15 protein-coding genes and 1 other RNA gene are annotated in these 15,549 nt (G+C 58.5%); 13 read left to right on the top strand and 3 right to left on the bottom strand.

Annotated elements, in window-relative coordinates; translation table 11 throughout:
- Nucleotides 1-597: 597 nt before the first annotated feature.
- Nucleotides 598-1,203, top strand: coding sequence for a LapA family protein (locus tag ABIE13_RS25890; RefSeq protein WP_354448900.1), 606 nt, complete (start codon nucleotides 598-600; stop codon nucleotides 1,201-1,203).
- Between the two features lie 97 nt (nucleotides 1,204-1,300).
- Here ABIE13_RS25890 and ABIE13_RS25885 read toward each other — a convergent pair whose 3' ends face one another.
- Nucleotides 1,301-1,744, bottom strand: a complete 444-nt coding sequence (locus tag ABIE13_RS25885; RefSeq protein ID WP_354448898.1) for a universal stress protein — start codon at nucleotides 1,742-1,744, stop codon at nucleotides 1,301-1,303.
- Between the two features lie 246 nt (nucleotides 1,745-1,990).
- Between ABIE13_RS25885 and ABIE13_RS25880 the strand changes: the two genes are divergently transcribed.
- From ABIE13_RS25880 to ABIE13_RS25840, 9 genes are all read left to right on the top strand, one after another.
- Nucleotides 1,991-4,441 (top strand): heavy metal translocating P-type ATPase, encoded by a 2,451-nt coding sequence (locus ABIE13_RS25880; protein WP_436278487.1) that lies wholly within the window; start codon nucleotides 1,991-1,993, stop codon nucleotides 4,439-4,441.
- Nucleotides 4,442-4,444: 3 nt separating this feature from the next.
- Nucleotides 4,445-4,582, top strand: a complete 138-nt coding sequence (ccoS, locus tag ABIE13_RS25875; protein ID WP_028605189.1) for a cbb3-type cytochrome oxidase assembly protein CcoS — start codon at nucleotides 4,445-4,447, stop codon at nucleotides 4,580-4,582.
- A gap of 66 nt (nucleotides 4,583-4,648) precedes the next feature.
- Nucleotides 4,649-6,085 carry a cytochrome-c oxidase, cbb3-type subunit I gene (gene ccoN, locus ABIE13_RS25870; RefSeq protein WP_354448896.1) on the top strand — a complete coding sequence of 479 codons (1,437 nt, stop codon included), beginning with the start codon at nucleotides 4,649-4,651 and terminating at the stop codon, nucleotides 6,083-6,085.
- A 17-nt stretch (nucleotides 6,086-6,102) separates the two neighbouring features.
- Nucleotides 6,103-6,720: a cytochrome-c oxidase, cbb3-type subunit II gene (gene ccoO, locus ABIE13_RS25865; protein ID WP_354448895.1), complete on the top strand. Its 618-nt coding sequence runs from the start codon at nucleotides 6,103-6,105 to the stop codon at nucleotides 6,718-6,720.
- Between the two features lie 19 nt (nucleotides 6,721-6,739).
- Complete coding sequence (locus ABIE13_RS25860; RefSeq protein WP_354448893.1) at nucleotides 6,740-6,877, top strand: cbb3-type cytochrome oxidase subunit 3; 138 nt, start codon at nucleotides 6,740-6,742, stop codon at nucleotides 6,875-6,877.
- A gap of 34 nt (nucleotides 6,878-6,911) precedes the next feature.
- Nucleotides 6,912-7,871, top strand: coding sequence for a cytochrome-c oxidase, cbb3-type subunit III (gene ccoP, locus ABIE13_RS25855; protein WP_354448891.1), 960 nt, complete (start codon nucleotides 6,912-6,914; stop codon nucleotides 7,869-7,871).
- A 193-nt stretch (nucleotides 7,872-8,064) separates the two neighbouring features.
- Complete coding sequence (ccoG, locus tag ABIE13_RS25850; protein WP_354448929.1) at nucleotides 8,065-9,432, top strand: cytochrome c oxidase accessory protein CcoG; 1,368 nt, start codon at nucleotides 8,065-8,067, stop codon at nucleotides 9,430-9,432.
- A gap of 30 nt (nucleotides 9,433-9,462) precedes the next feature.
- Complete coding sequence (locus tag ABIE13_RS25845; protein ID WP_354448889.1) at nucleotides 9,463-9,762, top strand: nitrogen fixation protein FixH; 300 nt, start codon at nucleotides 9,463-9,465, stop codon at nucleotides 9,760-9,762.
- Nucleotides 9,763-9,791: 29 nt separating this feature from the next.
- Complete coding sequence (locus ABIE13_RS25840; RefSeq protein WP_354448887.1) at nucleotides 9,792-10,040, top strand: hypothetical protein; 249 nt, start codon at nucleotides 9,792-9,794, stop codon at nucleotides 10,038-10,040.
- A 13-nt stretch (nucleotides 10,041-10,053) separates the two neighbouring features.
- On the opposite strand, the gene ABIE13_RS25835 is transcribed toward ABIE13_RS25840, so the two are convergent.
- A complete protein-coding gene (locus ABIE13_RS25835; RefSeq protein WP_354448885.1) occupies nucleotides 10,054-11,493 on the bottom strand; it encodes a hypothetical protein in 1,440 nt (479 codons plus the stop codon).
- A 91-nt stretch (nucleotides 11,494-11,584) separates the two neighbouring features.
- Nucleotides 11,585-11,681, bottom strand: an RNA gene (gene ffs / locus ABIE13_RS25830) — signal recognition particle sRNA small type.
- Nucleotides 11,682-12,300: 619 nt separating this feature from the next.
- Here ffs and dnaX point away from each other — a divergent pair.
- The 3 genes from dnaX to recR all read left to right on the top strand — a co-directional run bounded on the left by dnaX (nucleotide 12,301) and on the right by recR (nucleotide 15,490).
- Nucleotides 12,301-14,448, top strand: a complete 2,148-nt coding sequence (dnaX, locus tag ABIE13_RS25825; RefSeq protein WP_354448883.1) for a DNA polymerase III subunit gamma/tau — start codon at nucleotides 12,301-12,303, stop codon at nucleotides 14,446-14,448.
- Nucleotides 14,449-14,491: 43 nt separating this feature from the next.
- On the top strand, nucleotides 14,492-14,824 hold the full coding sequence (locus tag ABIE13_RS25820) for a YbaB/EbfC family nucleoid-associated protein (RefSeq protein WP_354448881.1): 333 nt from the start codon (nucleotides 14,492-14,494) through the stop codon (nucleotides 14,822-14,824).
- 78 nt (nucleotides 14,825-14,902) lie between these two features.
- Nucleotides 14,903-15,490 (top strand): recombination mediator RecR, encoded by a 588-nt coding sequence (gene recR / locus ABIE13_RS25815; protein ID WP_354448880.1) that lies wholly within the window; start codon nucleotides 14,903-14,905, stop codon nucleotides 15,488-15,490.
- The last annotated feature ends 59 nt before the right edge of the window (nucleotides 15,491-15,549 follow it).

Here is a 15,549-nt window from a genome sequence, read left to right as displayed (position 1 = left end):
TTAAAATAAATACTAAAGTGATCAATAAATTGCCCTTACTCGTTCTTGATTGTGCAGGCTTTTACTTTTCCGGCTAACACGGTTTTCTCACTGTGGAAGCTTTCGCCAGCTGGCTTATGCACAAAATGCATGCTGCGGCGCATCAAGATCCTGTTGGAGCCGGGCTTCGGCCGACGAAACCGGAGGAAACGTAAGTTATTGATTTTATTGAACTTAAGCGGCTGCCGTTTTTGCGGGCATTCCAGACAAAGCCTTGTCCCGTAAGGCGCGGGAAGGTTTTTCAAAGAAATATCAACAAAGTTATCCACAGAAATTCTGGATGACTCGTAAAGCGCTTTGAAATCAAGTGTTTGAAGCGGTTTCCCACAATGAGAGTGAAGCTTTTGCACCCCCTGAGCGCAGGCGCAACTTCATGGCTCGTTACATTTGCCATTCAAGCGATCTTGCGGCCGCTAGCGAGTCGGCAGAGGATAGACCGTCAGGTTCCAGGGGCGATGCCGTCTGACACGCGCAGCGCAGTGGGGCCGTTACACTTGGCAGATAGGGCGGCGCGAATGTGTGCCGTTGAAATCCAAATTCATTCGTAAGGTATCCGACATGTCCTTCAGATCTCTGTTCCTCCTGCTAGTGGGGGCAGTCATTGTGGTGTTTGTAGGTGTCAACTGGACTCAGATGACAACGCCTACTGATCTGTCTTTGATCTATACAGATATTCGCGCGCCGCTGGGTTTGATTCTGCTGGGATTGATGGCATTGCTGGCAGCGGTATTCGTGGCGCTCATTGCTTACATGCAAGCCACGGTGCTGTTCGAGACTCGCCGTCACGCCAAGGAACTCTCGGTTCAGCGGGATTTGGCCGACAAGGCAGAAGCATCGCGTTTCACTGATCTCAGGGCCCACCTCGATCGCGAAGTCGCCAGGCTTTCCGAAGTCATCAACAACCAGAGCCGGGAGACCCTGTCTCGCGTGGATCGGGCAGAAATGGGGCTTCGCGAGCGTCCGGTAGACGCCGAAATTTCCCGTCTGGTGCAGGCGGTCGAAAACCACAACCGTGATCTGCATTCGAGAGTGGACCGTCTGGAGATGGGCCTGCGCGAAGGCTTGGCTGGCTATACGCCTGCGCCTTCTTCGGTGCTTCCATCGAGCCCCGCCACGCTGGCAGCGCCGCCGCAGGAGGATATTGGCAAAGTGGTGCCGAGCTGATGGGCTGCATGATGGGCTGAATGAAGAGCTCGTGCTGTCTAACGGAACAAAAAACCGGCCTTGGCCGGTTTTTTGTTGATGAGACCGTGAAGCCTGCTTAACGCAAGACCAACACCGGGATCTCAGAGTGCGTGAGCACTTGTTGAGTTTCGCTGCCCAGTAGCAGCCTTTTCATCCCTTTGCGTCCGTGCGATGCCATGACGATCAGATCGGCCTTGTGCTTCTTGGCGGTCGAGATCAGCGCGTCAGACACCATATCTGACTTGACCAGCAAGGCTTTGACCTTCAAGCCTTTGGATTCGCCGGATTTCTTGATGGCGTCGACGATTTTCTGGCTTTCTTCCATCCAGCCAGCTTCAATCCTTTTCGAATCTTCGGCGGACATGCCGATCGATCCTTCGAAATAGCTCTGGGGATAGCGCGGCACGACCTTCAATGCAATGAGCTCGGCACCACAAGTCACAGCGAGCGAAATGGCGCTGCTGACAGCTTTCTTCGATAGTGGCGAGCCATCGCTGGCTACAAGAATGCGTTGGTACATGGTCAATCTCCTATAGGGTTGGTTAACGAACCTCTACAAAACCTGTCGCGGATGCCGGTTGCTTGCCCCTCCCGGGGTTGCAGTGGCTCCTTGAGCGGTTTTCACGGTGTCCAGACCTCAGATTCACTTGGCTTGGTTGCGCCAGGGATGAATTGGCTGAGCACACCGTAACCATAAAGGCATTGCTCATCGTTGTCTTGACTTATGTCAAGGTCATTGAAAAGTATTACGCCTACATTCCATTTCATGGAAACTGCCGCCGCCCTCAATTCCCCGCAAGGGGAACCCGTGCGAGCTGAATGGCTGCCTCAGGCGCAGAGGTGGGAGCTGCTTGACGAGCCAGACGAGTGGATGGAGTTCAGTCGCCGGGTGCAAGGGCCGGAAGGTGATGCACGCGTGTGCTGGGAGTCGACGGTTGTGTTTGACGGCATGCATTGTGCGGCATGCGCGGTCACCATTGAAGACGCGCTGCGAGCCACGCCCGGTGTGCGCTCCGTCGAGGTGGGTGCGGCAAGTCACCGGGGCCGTGTGGTTTGGGAAGAGGGCGCAACACGGCCCTCCACCTGGATGCAGGCCGCGCTCAAAGTCGGCTACCGCCCATTGCCCGCGCACGACGCGTTCGCAGCTGAGCGCCGGGTTCACGAAACCCGGACCATGATGTGGCGCCTGGGGGTGGCTTGCCTGTGCATGATGCAAGTGATGATGTACGCCACACCGGCTTACTTTACGGCGCCAGGTGAGATTGAGCCAGACATCGTCCACCTGCTTCGTTGGGCCTCCTGGGTTCTCTCGATTCCGGTGATGCTTTTTTGCTGCCAGCCCTTCTTTCGGAACGCGCTGCTCGACCTCAAGCTTCGCCGTGTCAGCATGGATCTGCCCGTGTCTCTGGGCATGGTCATCACTTTTGTGGTCAGTACGCTGGGTACTTTCGAGCCAACGGGCGTGTTCGGTCGCGAAGTGTTTTTCGACTCGCTGACCATGTTCGTGTTTTTTCTGCTCACTGGGCGCTGGTTTGAGTTGCGCTTGCGTGATCGCACGGCGGGCGCCCTGGAGAATCTGATGCACCGCCTGCCCGAAAGCGTGGAAAGGCAGCGCGCTGATGGCACGTGGGAGCGCGTGGCGGCTCGCCGTGTGCGTGTGGGCGACGTGGTGAGGGTGCTTCCAGGCCAAGCCTTCCCCGCGGACGGCATGGTGTGCAAGGGCGAGACCACAGCGGACGAGGCGCTGTTGACGGGAGAGTCGACGCCGCTGGCGCGGGGGCTGGGGTCGAAGGTCATCGCCGGCAGCCACAACCTGACATCGGTGGTGGAAGTTCAAGTGCTCCATGTGGGGTCGCAGACGCGCTATGCACAGATCGTGCGCCTCATGGAGGCGGCATCCACCAGCAAGCCACGCATTGCTCAGTTGGCTGACCGTCTTGCCAAGCCGTTTTTGATGCTGGTGTTATTGGCAGCGGGGCTGGCATGCGCCTGGTGGTGGCCAAGTGATCCTGGCCACGCCTTGATGATTGCCGTGGCCATCCTCATCGTGACCTGCCCATGTGCGCTTTCTCTTGCAACCCCGGCAGCTATGTTGGCAAGCGCAGGGAGCCTGGCCAAGCGCGGGGTCCTGGTGCGTCGGCTGCAGGCGCTGGAAGTCCTGGCGTCTGTGGACACGGTTGTGTTTGACAAGACTGGCACCTTGACGCGAGATGCTTTTATTCTGGAGCGGATTCGAACGCGCCCGGGTGTGACGAGCGAAGAGGCTCTCTCCATGGGCGCCGCCCTGGCGCGAGACAGTTTGCACCCGGTTTCCCGAGCCTTGGTGGCACAAGCCGATCGCTCAGGGATGGTGTCTGAAGCCTGGCTGGTTCGCGAGTCCAGGGAAGTACCTGGCCAAGGCGTCATGGCGGAGCTGGGTTCTCCCGATAACGTTTGGCGCCATGTGCGCCTGGGTTCTCAGGCTTTCTGCATGGGGCCAGATTGGTCTTCAAACGCTGCTGCAGGCGCGGACATTGGCGCAGGCGAAGCTTTGAGTTCCCACTTGAGTGACGCGACGGGGTGGCTGGCCAGTTTCGAGTGGCGCGAGGATCTGCGTGAGGATGCCGCCCAGACCGTTGCAGCCTTGAAGGCGCAAGGTATCAAGGTGCACCTGCTTTCCGGAGACCGCCCTCAAGCGGCGGCGCGAGTGGGGCAACTGGCGGGAATCGATGACGTGCGGGGCGGCTGTTCGCCGTCTGACAAATTGAACGCCATGCAGCAGGCGCAGCAGGCCGGCGCCGTTGTGGCCATGGTGGGCGACGGCCTGAACGATGGGCCTGTTCTCGCGGGAGCCAATGTGTCGTTTGCGTTTGGACGCTCAGTGCCATTGGCACAGGCTCAATCAGATTTTGTGGTGCTCGGAGAACGGCTGCTTTCCATCCCGGCCGCTGTCCACAGAGCGCGCCGCACCATGCGCATCGTCAAGCAGAACCTCGCCTGGGCAGCTGCCTACAACGCGGTAGGTATTCCGCTTGCGGTCATGGGTTGGATGCCTGCCTGGCTGGCTGGCTTGGGCATGGCTGCCAGTTCTTTGCTGGTGGTACTCAATGCGCTGCGTCTGTCAGCCACGGCACCGCTGGAGCGAGACCTGGAAATTCCACTTGATCGGTCACCCAAGCAGCCGCCTGATCGGACGCGGGATGAACCGCTTGCGCACTTGCCATCGTTGGGAGCGTAGCTGATGGACATTCTTTATTTGCTGATACCGCTCTCGGTGGTGTTGATTTTTTTCATCCTCGGCGCCTTGTGGTGGGCTATCTACCGTGGGCAATTTGACGAAATCGATCGCGAGGGAGAACGCATTTTCGAACACGATTGACGCAGATCAAGTTCGAGCATGTGGGGTTCCAGGACACTAAATCAGGTTCAATAGGAAGGGGTGAAAATGACATTCGCCAATGCGCAGGCCACGGTCTATAACGACAAGGTGGTCAGGCAGTTCGCCATCATGACGGTGGTCTGGGGTGTGATAGGGATGCTCGTGGGCGTGATCATCGCCGCACAGCTGACTTGGCCGGAGCTGAATCTGGGCATTTCATGGCTCAGTTACGGCCGGTTGCGGCCGCTGCATACCAATGCAGTGATCTTCGCCTTTGGTGGGTGCGGTCTCATGGCCACTTCCTACTATGTGGTGCAGCGTACATGCCAGGTGCGCTTGTTTTCAGACAAGCTGGCGGCGTTCACTTTCTGGGGGTGGCAGCTGGTCATCGTGGCTGCAGTCTTCACTCTGCCCATGGGGCACACCAGTGGCAAGGAATATGCAGAACTCGAATGGCCCATCGACATCCTGATCACGCTGGTCTGGGTGGCTTATGCGGTCGTCTTCTTCGGCACGGTGGGCACTCGCAAGGTCAAGCACATCTATGTGGCCAACTGGTTCTACGGCGGCTTCATTCTGGCCGTGGCGCTACTGCATCTGGTCAACAGCGCGGCGCTTCCCGTCGGTCCCATGAAGTCCTATTCGGCCTACGCCGGTGTCCAGGACGCCATGGTGCAGTGGTGGTATGGGCATAACGCAGTGGGCTTTTTCCTCACCGCCGGCTTTCTGGGCATGATGTATTACTTCATTCCGAAGCAGGCCGAGCGGCCGGTGTACAGCTATCGGCTGTCCATCGTGCACTTCTGGGCTCTGATCTTCACCTACATGTGGGCGGGTCCTCACCACCTGCACTACACCGCCTTGCCAGATTGGGCGCAGAGCGTGGGCATGGTGTTCTCGCTGATTCTGCTGGCGCCCAGTTGGGGCGGCATGATCAATGGCGTCATGACGCTTTCTGGTGCCTGGCACAAATTGCGTGACGATCCTATCTTGAGGTTCCTGATCGTCGCGCTGTCGTTCTACGGCATGTCCACCTTCGAGGGCCCCATGATGTCGATCAAGACCGTCAACGCCCTCAGTCACTACACCGACTGGACCGTGGGCCACGTGCACTCCGGCGCTCTCGGCTGGGTGGGCCTGATCACCATGGGCTCCATGTACTACATGATTCCCCGCCTGTATGGGCGCACGCAGATGTACAGCACCAAGGCCATCGAGGCGCATTTCTGGATCGCCACCATCGGCATCGTGGTCTACATCGCTGCGATGTGGATTGCCGGCGTCATGCAGGGCCTGATGTGGCGCGCTGTCAATCCGGATGGCACCTTGACCTATACCTTTGTCGAGTCCGTCAAAGCAACCTATCCCTTCTATGTACTGCGTCTGCTGGGGGGGCTGCTCTACCTCGGCGGCATGGTCATTATGTTGTGGAACACGGTGAAAACGGCAACTGCTGGCCGCGCGGTTCCGGTTCGGATTCCTGCTGCGGTTGCACACGCCTGAAGTTAGGAGTACCCCACATGGCTAAAGAAAAAATCACCGGCCACGCCAAGATCGAGACCAACAACTTTCTCATGATCGTGTTGATCCTGATCGTGGTCTCCGTCGGCGGTCTGGTTGAAATACTTCCGCTGTTTTTCCAGAAATCCACCACTCAGCCGATTGAGGGGCTCAAGCCCTACACATCGCTGCAGGTCGTGGGCCGTGATATCTACGTCCGCGAAGGCTGCTACAACTGCCATTCTCAGATGATCCGCCCCTTCCAGGCAGAAGCGCTGCGCTATGGCCCTTATTCGGTGGCAGGCGAGTTCGTCTATGACCGCCCCTTCCAATGGGGTAGCAAGCGAACCGGCCCTGACCTGGCTCGCGTGGGCGGACGGTACAGCGACGACTGGCATCGCGTTCATCTGATCAATCCTCGTGACGTCGTCCCGGAATCGAACATGCCGGCCTATCCCTGGCTTGAGAAGACACCTGCCGACGCCGGCTCCATTCAGACACACATGAGAGGCCTGCGCACTCTGGGCGCACCCTACTCGGACGAGGAAATCGCCAAAGCACCTGAGGACCTCAAGGGCAAGACCGAGCTCGATGCCGTCATTGCCTACCTGCAAGTGCTGGGCATTCACCGCAAATAAGCATTCGGAGGATCAAGTCATGGACATCAACACATTGCGCAGCATGGTCACTGTCACTGCCCTCGTTGTCTTTCTGGGCATCGTGTGGTGGGCATGGTCCGGCAAGAACAAGGAGCGCTTCGACGAAGCGGCGAACCTGCCTTTCGAACAGGATTGACAGGCGCTGAAGTGGTCCCACAAGGAACAAGAAAATGAGTGACTTTACTAGCAACTTCTGGTCGATATTCATTTCGGTCATCACCATCGGAGGGATCCTGGCATGCCTGGCGTTGCTATGGATCAGTGGCAAGACCAAGGCCATGACTCTGAGCGACAACACCACCGGTCACGTCTGGGATGAGGACCTGCGTGAAATGAATAACCCGCTCCCGCGCTGGTGGGTGGGCCTGTTCATCATCACCGTGGTGTTCTCTCTGGTGTATCTCTATCTCTATCCCGGATTGGGCACCTATGAAGGATCGCTCAAGTGGTCGCAAACCGGTCAGTTTGACCGGGAAGTCTCCAGAGGTAATGAGCAGGCGGCACCTATCTATGCCGCTTTCTCCGGAATGAGCACAGAAGCGCTCGCCAAGGATGCCAAGGCCATGGCCATTGGTGATCGCCTTTTCATGAACAACTGCGCGCAATGCCATGGTTCTGACGCCCGTGGTGGAAAGGGTTTTCCCAACCTGGCTGATGGCGACTGGATGTGGGGCGGCACGCCCGACAAGATCCATGAGACCATTGCCAGTGGCCGCACCGGCGTGATGCCGCCGATGGCCGCTGCGGTAGGTTCTCCCGAAGATGTGCGCAATCTCGCGCACTACGTGCTCAGCCTCTCGAGCTCTCCCAACGATTCCGTTCGGTCCAATCTGGGCAAGTCCAAGTTCACAGTTTGCGCGGCCTGTCACGGAGCAGATGGAAAGGGAAACCAGGCCCTCGGTGCTCCTAACCTCACTGACAACATCTGGGTCGACGGTGCCGGTGTGGAGTCTCACATTGTCAGCATGATCAACAACGGCAAGACCAATGTCATGCCTGCATGGTCCAGCAAATTCACACCCGAGCAGATGAATGTGTTGACGGCCTACGTGTGGGGCTTGGGCGGCGGAGTGCGCAATCCAGCGCCTGCTCCGGTGGCTGTGGCACCTGTGGAGACCGCGTCCAAATAGGAGCCTTTTTAGATTCCGATTGAATGTGGGCCGACCTGCGTGCGGGGCGGGTTGGCCAGTCACAGATTTCAAGCCTCGCACACGAGCCGCCATCTTGCGTTCGATGAATTGAGTTGCCTTGCCTACTACAACCCACTCCAAAAAAACAACCGCGGCAGCGGTGGCTGCTGGAGCTGTGCCCGCTGACGAAGTCATGGTCTCGCTCTACCAGGCGCAAAAGAAAATATATCCGCGCAGCGTAACGGGCCTGTTTGCCAAATGGCGCTGGTTCTTCGTCTATGCCACGCAGATTTTTTTCTATGGCTTGCCCTGGCTGCAGTGGGGTGAGCGCCAGGCCGTGCTGTTCGATCTGGACACCAGGCGCTTCTACATATTTGGCCTGGTGCTGTATCCGCAGGATGTCATCTACCTGTCCGGCATTCTCATCATCTCCGCCATGCTGCTGTTTCTCTTTACCGCAGTGGCCGGACGGCAATGGTGCGGGTATGCGTGTCCGCAAACGGTCTACACCGAAATCTACCTGTGGATTGAAAAGAAGATTGAAGGTGATCGTTCCGCACGCATGAGGCTGGACGCAGCGCCCATGTCTGCAGCCAAGTTCACACGCAAGGCACTCAAGCAACTGGCATGGATAGCGGTAGGCTTATGGACAGGCTTTACCTTTGTGGGGTATTTCACGCCCATCCATGAACTGGCGCTTCACTTCGTTCAATGGACGCTGGGGCCATGGGAGCTCTTCTGGATCTTTTTCTATGGGTTTGCCACTTACGGCAATGCTGGGTACATGCGCGAGCAAGTGTGCAAGTACATGTGTCCCTATGCGCGCTTCCAGAGTGCCATGTTCGACAAGGACACTCTGATTGTCACCTACGACACGGCTCGGGGTGAGCCTCGCGGCGCGCGCTCGCGCAAGACGGATCATCGCGCTGCTGGCCTTGGAGACTGCGTGGACTGCACCTTGTGCGTTCAGGTATGTCCTACCGGCATCGACATCCGAGAGGGCCTGCAATATGAATGTATCAGCTGCGCGGCTTGCATCGACGTGTGCAACGGCGTCATGGACAAGGTAGGTTATCCGCGGGGGCTGATTCGCTATTCCACTGAGAACGCACTGGCACAAGGTTGGAGCGGCCGTCAGATACTGCGGCATGTGCTGCGCCCCCGTGTATTGATCTACAGCGGGATTCTGGCTGCGCTCACGATCGCACTGTTTTCCAGCCTCATTTTGCGGACACCGTTCAAGGTGGACATCGTACGTGATCGCGCCACGCTGGCACGTATTGTCGATGGCAGCAAGATCGAAAACGTCTATCGCGTGCAGATCATGAATGCCACGGAAAAACCGCAGACTTACCAGATCTCGGTTTCCGGTCTCCAGGGAATTCAACTGGTGACAGAGCCCCGGGTCACGGTAGCTGCGGCCGAGGGGCTGTGGGTGCCTGTGAGGCTACAGCTGCCCTACGAAGGTGCAAAGCCTGGTTCTCACGAAATTCATATTGACGTGAAGTCGGAACAGACCGGTCAGGTGAGCGAGAAATCCGTTTTCATCGTGCCAAGGTGAATAGCCAGATCCATTACCAAGGTGACTTATATGAGCTCTATACAGACACAGAGAATTTCTTCAGGACCCTGGTGGAAATACGGGCATATGTGGCTCGTTGTGGGTGGGCCGGCCGTCGTTGTGGTGGCATCGTTCATCACCCTTTATCTGGCGGTGACCAGGCCAGATCCAGTGTATGCCGACGCACCTCGCGGCGTCCAGGTGCAGCCGGCAGACGAGAATGATCCGGCGCTCACACCGGCCATGCAAGGTCGCAACCATGCGGCATCTCCTGCCTCAGCGAAAGCTTTGGCGGGCACAGCTCCAGCGCGCCAGCCCGGCCACCCTTGACTCACTACCGTCTCTAGGTTGAAACCCATATGCCTTACAAACGACTTATGTGGATTGCCTGGCCGGCCTTTCTGGCCGCGGCCGTGCTGGAGATGCTGGTATTTGCGGTGCTGGATCCAGAGTCGCTCAGTCTCATGGGCTTGCGCCTTGATTGGTCACGTGAGGCGGTCTACACAGTCACCTTCTTCATCTTCTGGGCGATGATGATGACCTCAAGCGCGTTGACGTTGCTGCTTTCCCTGTCTTCCCGGGTAATCAATCGGCGCGCCTCTCGTTGAACCGTCAATGCACCTAGGCCGCTTGCCCCCGAGCTATCCACGAGCGACTTTGGTAAGACTGCGAGGCGGAGGTGAGCATTTCCTTCAACGCGGCTACAGGCCGGCCTTGGGAGTCCAGCGTCAAAGCCACTAAAAAGCGAGTTCCTTCGCCCTGTGTGGGTTGGACAAAACTGCTGTTGGTGCCGTCTGCCACAGCGAGACTGCCCGCTTGGGCCCACTGACGGGTAGTGGCATCAAAGAGATTGATCCAGAGAACCGGCAGATCTTGTCCGGCAGCCTTGCGCCGCACGCCCACGGCCCAGGTGTTACCTTTGCTGTCCGAGGTCAACGCGAGGGGCCATGTGCCGTCACCCTGCTGGGCATCGGTCGGGGCGAAATCAAGCGATTTCGGGCCGGTCCAGTTCGCTGCGGCATTGTCATAGCGTGCGATGGAGCCAGAGCCTACTGCCCAGATGTTGCCCACAGGATCGGTGTTCACGCGATAGGCATTGCTTGCAAGGGTGGGCGCAGCGATGGCAGTCCAGCCGGAACCGTTGGGATCAAAGCGGGAAAGGGAGAGAGGCGCAGAGCTGGCGTCACCGGAGACCGTATGGGCTACCAATAATCTGTTGCTCGCGTCCATGCTCATCTGGAAAGTTGAAGAGCGTGCGGTGGTCGCAGGAACAGGTGCGATGGCCACCCAGTTGCTGGCGCCTGCGTTCAGAGTGAAGAGCGCCAGCGACCATTCGCCAGCGACGGTGCCGGGCGTGGGCTGGATCAGCCAGGCTCGCCCGCTGGAATCAAACACTGCGCGCGCAGCTCCGAGCAGATTGGGACTGATCAGCGAGTTGGGAGATGACAGGGCACTCCAGACCTGAGTCGACGCAGTGAACCGCAGCAGGCCTGCCTGACTGGGCTGGCCTGTGCTGTCCAGTGGCCCGCTTGACCAACGTACGAGCGCATTGCCATCAGCATCTTGCGCCATGATCCAGGCCTGCAGTGATACCGCGGCCGAGAGAGGCAGGGTGCGTGAAGCGCCGATCTGTCCATTTGAAGCACTGCTCACGGCATAGAACAGCGATTGAGCCACCGAAGTGTCGGAAGACTGGCGCCAAAGCCAGAGGGCTCCTGCGCGCATGTCAGCTGCTGTTGCCAGGACGCTGGGGGTGCCGCCGGGCCTTTGCATCGACAGGGTGGAACTGTCCAATGAGCTGGCGGTGAATGCCAGTGCTTCCGCCGCAGGGCCAAGCACGGCCAGTACTTTGCCGGCCCCGTTGGGCTGGAGCGTTAATGCAGGGGTGCCAGATCCGAAGCTGCTGGCGTTAAGGAACACGCCGGGTGTCCATTTGTCGGCAGGAGAAGGCGGCGCTGGAGGAGGTGTGGGAGACGACGAGCCATCGCCAGGGCCGCACGCAGCCAGGAGGCCTGGCAGGGCGATTAAGCCAAAAGACCTCAGTACGTAACGTCGCTTCATTCAAAGACTCTCGTATTTTCGCCCCGAGCAAGGAGACGATCCTAAGGAGTGCTGGAAGCGAGTAATTGAAAAGTTTTCAATTATACAAAAAGGTGACGAGCCTTGACCCCGGCACTGACTTCACAGTTAGGGCTGCTTGGTTCCCCACCTGACCCGGTTGGCCGCTTCACCATGCGGGAAGGCCCGTCACTGGCTATTGTAGTGGCAGGAGACGCCGTTGGGCTTCCGTAGGGCCAAAACTAAGTGCTAAAACGTTGAAAACCTCGCCTCTCAGGAGATCGAGCTGGTTCGAGCATTCGCAATCGCGCAGCCGTGCCATCAAACGGCCCACGCGGGGGTGGCAACAGCCATTGAGCGCCAACACCAGGGTAGCCGCTTCGGGGCTGGCTGAAGCTAGCGCGGTGTCGCTATCAGAAAAGTCAGGACTTTCTACGAGTTGAAGCATGCGTGTGAAACATATTTCACGACTTTTCACGAAAGTGGTGTTTCGTGAAGGTCGAAGGGACTACAAGCGTTTCTATTGCGATGCAGCATATCGTTGATTTGCCATTTGTGCTTGAGGTCGTTGCCTCAATACGTCAGTTTTGGAGCGCGGTTACGGTTTTTTTGGGCCTGCGCTACACCAGGTTGATGACGTTGTTATGTCGATGTAATTCAAAATAGTTAAGTTCTGTTGGTGTCGCCGATCACAGAAGTGCCGGCTAATGAGCCTTGTTTTTGAGGTGAGTGGGCGGCGCAAGGGCGAGATAGGCACACACAATTCAGATCCATGTGAAGTTCTGAGATGTCCCCCCGTAGAATCAGCGGATGTCTTATATGGTGCTGGCCCGGAAATACAGGCCTCGTAATTTCTCGGAGATGGTTGGTCAGGAGCACGTCGTGCAGGCCTTGACCAATGCTCTGACTCAGCAACGCCTGCACCACGCGTACCTGTTTACGGGAACGCGGGGCGTGGGCAAAACCACGGTGTCGCGCATTCTTGCCAAGTCGCTTAATTGCGTGGGAGCGGACGGGCAGGGCGGTATTACCGCTACGCCCTGTGGTGTGTGTTCAGCCTGCACGGAAATTGATGCCGGCCGCTTCGTGGACTACACGGAACTGGATGCCGCCAGCAATCGGGGCGTCGACGAAGTGCAGCAACTGCTGGAGCAAGCCGTCTACAAGCCTGTTCAGGGACGCTTCAAGGTCTTCATGATCGACGAAGTGCACATGCTCACTAATACAGCCTTCAACGCCATGTTGAAGACGCTGGAGGAGCCCCCTGAATATCTCAAGTTCGTGATTGCCACGACGGATCCGCAGAAGGTGCCTGTTACGGTACTCAGCCGGTGTTTGCAGTTCAATTTGCGTCCCATGGCGCCAGAGGTTGTTCTCGATCATCTGGGACGCGTGCTGGCACAGGAAAACGTGCCTGCGGAACTGCCGGCCTTGAGGCTTTTGGCACGCGCCGCTCGCGGCTCCATGCGCGATGCACTGAGCCTGACAGACCAGGCGATCGCGTTCGGCAGTGGTCAGTTGCAAGAAGCCGGCGTGCGTCAAATGCTTGGCAGCGTGGACCGCGGCGTGGTCTTCCAACTGATAGCCGCCCTGGCGGCCGGTGATGGCAAGGCGGTGGTGGAGCTCTCCGAGCAATTGCGCTCCAACGGTTTGTCGGCCGCCACAACCTTGGAAGACATGGCGACCGTGCTTCAGCGTATGGCTGTGCAGCAGGCGGTTGCGGACATGGCGATCGATGAAACCGATCCGGATGCACAGGAAACTGCTCGTCTGGCGGGGCTCATGCCTGCCGACGAAACCCAGCTTCTCTATAGCCTGTGCATCCACGGCAGGGCTGAACTGGGGCTTGCACCGGATGAATACGCCGGTATGACCATGGTGCTGCTGCGCCTGCTTCCATTCAAGGCAGCGGGAGGTGGCACGACGGTAAAAGCATCACCGACTGCACAGGCAGAGGCAGAAAAAAAAACTCTGAAAACAGCGGCCCCCGTTCATGAACGGCCCGCTGACGGCGCGGGGCGCGAAGAGCCTCCAGCTGACACTACACCGCCCGCTACATTCCCCGCTCCGAGCCCGATGGCGCGTCCTGGTCCGGGCGTCGGCACACTGAGTGCAGTCTCACAGCCGGAGCCTGCGAGCCCTTCGTCCGAGTCCCCACCAGTACACCCCCCCACTGCTGAGCAGTCACCAGCGCCAGCACCGGAACCAGCGCTTACGCCAGCGAATCCTCCAACGTCGGACTCTTCACCGGACTCCGGCGGCTTTGCGCCACCAGACGCTCTGGATGCCGACGAGGCCATGCCAGACTGGAGTAGCGAGGCGCCACCTTGGGACGACGAGCCCAACTCTTTGCCGCCTTCCCCGGCTCGGCGCCCGCCACAGCCGCCGACCCCCGCAGTACCGGTGCGGGAATGGTCTGCAAGGCCGGTTGCAGCACAAGGAAATCAGGCACCCGCAACGGCCGCTGCGCAAAGTCCTGAAGAGACTGAGATTGTGGGTTACGCCGTCAAAGAGCGGCCCATGCGCGAAGAGCGAGGCGAGCTTTCGCCTGCACCACCCCGTCCTGTGCAAAGGACCGCGGAAGGTGACTTCTGGCATACCTTGGTCCAAGATCTGGTCTCGCGTGAATTGATCGCTGCGTTGGTGCGCGAGTTGGCACTGCAATCAGAATTGGTGGCGCGCACTGAAAACCAGTGGACATTGAATGTTGAAAGCGAATCCCTGACCTACGCGGCCACACGCGACCGACTGCAAGCTGCCTTGGTGGAAGCTGGGCACAATGTCAGGCTGGTGGTCGAGGTCGGCACCGTTTCAGACAGCCCATCCCGCCGTAACGCTATAGTCGCAGCCAGCCGCCAAAAGGCCGCGCAAGAACTGTTGATGGCGGATCCCTTCGTGCAGGAGATGATGCGCGAGTTTGGCGCGAAGATCGTGACTGGAAGCATTAAGCCGCTTTAAACCCCCACGCTTTAAATCCCCATTTATTTAGTAGAGGAAACCCATGTTCAATAAAGGACAACTCGCCGGTCTCATGAAGCAGGCCCAGTCGATGCAGGAAAACCTGAAAAAAGCGCAAGATGAGTTGGCGCTGATGGAAGTGGAAGGCGAATCCGGTGCGGGTCTGGTGAAGGTGCTCATGACCGCCAAACACGACGTCAAGCGCGTCACCATCGACCCCAGCCTGCTGGCCGATGACAAGGACATGCTTGAGGATCTGGTGGCGGCTGCGTTCAATGCAGCTGTGCGAAAGGCCGAGGAGCTTTCCACCGAGAAGATGGGCAAGCTGACGGCTGGCATGCCCGGTCTGCCAGGAGGTATGAAGTTTCCTTTCTAAGAAGGCCCGCTCAGCATGAAGAGGGTTCGCCTCTCATGGCGAGTGCTCAACATGCCATGCTGACTTTGCTGCAAAAAAATGAGCGCCCATAGTTTTGATGCTCTGGTTCAGGCATTGCGCCGCCTGCCAGGAGTTGGGGTTCGCTCAGCGCAGCGCATGGCATTTCACTTGCTGCAGCACGACCGCGAAGGCGCTGTCTTGCTGGCACGATCACTAGAGGCGGCAGTGTCGCAGGTTCGTCATTGTGTGCGCTGCCATACCTTCACCGAAGATGAGATCTGCGTGACCTGCTCAGACCCGCGGCGCGATGCCAGCAAGCTGTGTGTGGTCGAGACTCCTGCTGACCAGGCTGCACTGGAGCGGACTGCGGCTTTCAAGGGCATGTACTTTGTTCTCATGGGGCGGCTGAGCCCTCTGGACGGAGTCGGCCCGCGTGATATTGGTTTGGGCAAGCTCATCGAACGCATCAGCGACGGCGTGGTGCAGGAGGTGATCTTGGCAACCAACTTCACCGCTGAAGGCGAGGCTACTGCGCATGTCATTGCCCAGGCTCTCAAGAGCCGTGGTCTGTCCGTTACTCGCCTGGCGCGTGGTGTGCCCGCGGGTAGCGAGCTGGAGTATGTCGATCTGGGCACCATCGCCCACGCGTTGGTGGACCGGCGCTAGGGCCAATGTCTGAAGTCCGTGCGCAGTCGGGGTTACTTGTGAGTTGACCGCTTCAGTGA

The sequence above is a fragment of the Ottowia thiooxydans genome, assembly GCF_040548795.1.
Lineage (GTDB): Bacteria > Pseudomonadota > Gammaproteobacteria > Burkholderiales > Burkholderiaceae_C > Ottowia > Ottowia thiooxydans_A.
The sequence above is the reverse complement of the archived record's forward strand: the minus strand, read 5'-3'. Positions and strand labels throughout refer to the sequence as shown.